We start from the raw sequence: 3,512 nt of genomic DNA on the forward strand, positions 1-3,512 counted from the left end.
GGGCGGGGGCGGGGCGTTCCAGGTAGATGCCCTCCACGGCGCCCGCGAGACGGACGCACTCGGCCCACTCGCCGGCGTGGTCCTGCTCCGGTCCCGGCTCGCCGAGCAGGGCGAGGGCCTTCTCCAGGGCGGCCAGGGCGTCCTCGTACGCACCGGCATAGGCGTTGACCCGTCCGTGTTCGTAGGCCAGGGCGGTGTCCAGGGAGCGGCCGTGGGCCTCGTACGCGGCGGCGCGGGCCTCGTCGGCGATCCGGCCGGCGTCGGTGAGGAAGGCGAGGGCGCCGGCCAGGCCGTCGGGGCCCTGCTGCTGGGCCTGGAGGCGGGCGAGTTCGCGCAGGCAGTTGCTGAGCTGCTCGTAGCGCGGGGCCCGGGCGTGGGCGGCGAGTGCCCGGTCCGCGGCCTCGCGGGCCCGGCCGAACTCGCCGGACTCGCCGAGGAGCACGGCCGTCTCCGCGGCGATCATGGCGTGGCTTCCCGGGTCGTCGTCCCAGCCGGCCGACTCGGCCGCGAGGGCGACGAACTCCGCCGTGGCGGCCTTGAGGTCGTCGCCCGCGTGCAGCGCACGGGCGCGGGTCAGGCGCAGCTGGGCGACGAGCCGGTCGTCCAGCTCTCCGGCGGCGACGTCCGGTTCGGCCAGCAGGGAGTCGAGCAGAGCGATGCAGTCCTCGACGCGGCCCAGGTCCAGGCTGAGCCGGGCCGCGTTGTCGTAGGCGCAGAACGCGTCCGTCCGGTTGCCGTGGCGGAGGTCCAGTTCCGCGCAGCGCGTCAGGTGGCGCAGTGCCTCGTCGGGGCGGCCCAGGTGCATGCAGGTCTCGGCCAGATCGCCGTGGAGACGGGCGGTGTCGACCGTGTCGGCCGGCCAGTCGGCGGCCCGTCGCAAGGCTTCGGCCAGGTCCGTGTGCGCGGCCCGCGCGTCCTGGAGGCCGAGCTGGAGCCGGCCGCGCAGTCCGAGCGCGCGGGGCAGGTGCCAGGCGGGGCCGTGCGTCTTCAGCCGGTCGAGGAGGGCGTCGATCTCGGTGACCGCGGCGGGCAGGTCGCCGGAGATGGCGTACGTGCCGGCCCGCAGCAGCAGGGCACCGGAGATCTGCCCGACCACGTCGTGCCGGGTGGCGAACTCCTGCAGCAGGTCCACCTCGGCGAGGACCGGCGCGACGTGCTCCTCGCTCCCGGAGGTCTGCAGACGCAGGCCGAGCGCGGTCGCCCGCAGCCGCAGCAGGCGGGCCTCCTGGTACGGGGCGAGGCCGGACGTCTCCTCGTGCAGGCGGACCATGGACGCGTGGGCGGCGGTCAGCGCGGCGGCCTTCGCCCCGGTCCCGTCGGTGTCCGGTGCGGGGACCTCGGCGGCGGCGAGCAGGGCGCAGGCGCGGGCGAGCGCCGCGTGACCCGGCTTTCCGGCGTCGTCGTACAGACCGGCGGCCTCCTCGTGGAGGGCCGCGGCGTCGGCGTACTCGTCCTTCTCGCCCGTCCGGTTCGCCTCGTCGGCCAGCAGGTCCGCGTGCAGCTGGACGAGTGGGCCCACGGCCGGGTCGTCGGGGTGGGTGTAGTCGCGGGCGGCGACGAGCGTGCGCAGCCGTGCCCAGCGGGCCTGTGCGTCCGGGTGCCCCTGCTCGTCCAACGCCCGTGCCTGGAGGATGAGTTCGGGAAGCGACTCGGGAAGGGCGGCGGCCGTACGGGCGGTGGGCGCGGCAACCGGGGCGGTCGGGGCGGCGTCGTCGAGGCCGCGGGTGCGCAGGGTCAGTTCCAGCGCGTCCAGGAGCGGGGCACGGTCGAGGCGGGCCCTGCGGCGATCGGTGTGGGCCGTGGTTCCGTTGCGGGCGTCGAAGCGGGCGGCGAGGTCGTCGGCGCGGCCGCGCACCTCGGCGCGCAGGCCGGCCACCGTCCAGGTGCGGCCCGCGTATCCGGCGGCGGGCAGTTCGCCGTGGCCGAGGAGTTCGACGCGCTGGAGGAGGACCTCCACGCCGGTGAGGAAGCCGAGCAGGTCCAGCGGTGAGTCGACCTCCTCGAACAGGTTCCGGTTCTCGGCGAGCAGTTCCAGGCCGCGTGCCTCGTTGCCGGTCAGCGCGCAGAACTCCAGGTGCCTGCCGACCTCCCCGGACATCGAGGGGTTGCGGCGGCAGCCGCGGTAGCCGGCGAGGTGCAGTTCGCGCGCCTGTTCGGTGCGGCCGGTGCGCAACAGGGGCAGCAGCGCGTACGAGACGGTGCGGGCCGGCTCCTCCTGGCAGGATTCCTTCCCGGCCAGGACGGGCTCCCAGGTGCGCAGCGCCCGTTCGTCGTCGCCCGCCGCGAGGTGGTACAGGGCGCGCTCGCAGATCTCGCAGGCCTCGCAGTCGCTGAGCCGGGTGCGGGTGCGGCCCGCCCACAGCTCGTAGGCGAGGGTGGCGTCCTCACCGGTGTGGGCGGCGAGCCGGTACGCCTGTCCGTAGTAGGGCTGGAGGCCGAAGCCGGCCTTCTCGTACCGGTCGCGCATCTCCGTCAGCCACTGGCGCAGGCTGGTCAGCGGTATCTCGGGCAGCGCGCGCAGGGCGCTCGCCACCCACTTGAACCGCCAGAACAGCATGTGGCGCAGGCGCTCGTCGAAGACCTCGGGCTGCTCGTCGAAGAGGGTGAGCAGGCGGGCGAAGACGACGGGCGACTTGCGGGGTTCGGAGCCGTAGGTGTACGCCTCCTGGAGTTCGAGGAGCGCGTGGACGAGCGGGACGGGCTCGTCGAACTGCTCGGCGGCGTCGACGAGTTCCTCGGCGGTGACGGTGCGGGTGCGGCCGTAGGGGCGGCGGTCGTTCTCCTCGAGCGCCCGGTACAGCTCGTCGGTGGTCTGGGGTGCGGTCGGCATCGTCAGCTGTCCTTGCGGAGGGCGTGGGCGAGAAGGTCGAGGAAGGAGCGGTTGATGAGGCTCGATTCGGCGGGCTTGAGCGGGCGCCGGGACAGCATCGCGGCCTGTCCGTAGAGGGCCTCGGCGCTGGTGCGGGCCAGTTCGGGCTCGTCGATGGCGACGGCGGTGCGGACCAGCGGGTTGAGCTGGTTGAGGATCAGCTGGGCCCGCGGTGCTTCCTGGTACAGGGCGCCGAGGATGTCGCCCCACAGGCCGCCCTGCTGTTCGCGGGCGAGCCGGGAGCGGGTGCGCTCGTGCCGGGCCTCGCGGCTGTCGACGAGGAGGGCGGGGGCGGAGGCGGGCTGGAAGGTGCGCAGCGTGACGTCGCAGTCGAAGACGGCGAGGGCGTCCCGGGCCAGGGCGAGGTAGGCCGCGGCGGCCAGTTCCGTCTCCCGGTCGACGGGGTCGAGGTGGGCGGTGAGGGTCGCCGGGTCGAGGTCGGCGACGGCGGCCTCGGGCCTGATCTCGGGCAGTCGGTGGACCAGTTCGCGGTCGTAGGTGTAGCCGCCGTTGACGACGCCGAGCCCGGCGGCCGAGGCGATCGCCGCGACCTGCCGGAACTCCTCCACGCTCGACGTCACGAGCACGGTGCGGTGGGTGCGCGCGAACTCGTCGAGGGTGGTGTGCCCGTCGGTGGTCTCGA

The 3,512-nt window shown here is 74.7% G+C and carries 1 protein-coding gene and 1 pseudogene; both read right to left on the reverse strand.

Annotated elements, in window-relative coordinates; genetic code table 11:
* The coding region (locus B7L92_RS35405; protein WP_081241306.1) for a hypothetical protein at positions 1 to 2,830 on the reverse strand (2,830 nt) is incomplete at its 3' end.
* 2 nt (positions 2,831 to 2,832) lie between these two features.
* Positions 2,833 to 3,512, reverse strand: a pseudogene (locus B7L92_RS43115) (HSP90 family protein); the annotation flags it as partial.

The sequence above is a fragment of the Streptomyces viridosporus genome, assembly GCF_002078235.1.
In the GTDB taxonomy this organism is placed as follows: Bacteria; Actinomycetota; Actinomycetes; order Streptomycetales; family Streptomycetaceae; genus Streptomyces; species Streptomyces viridosporus.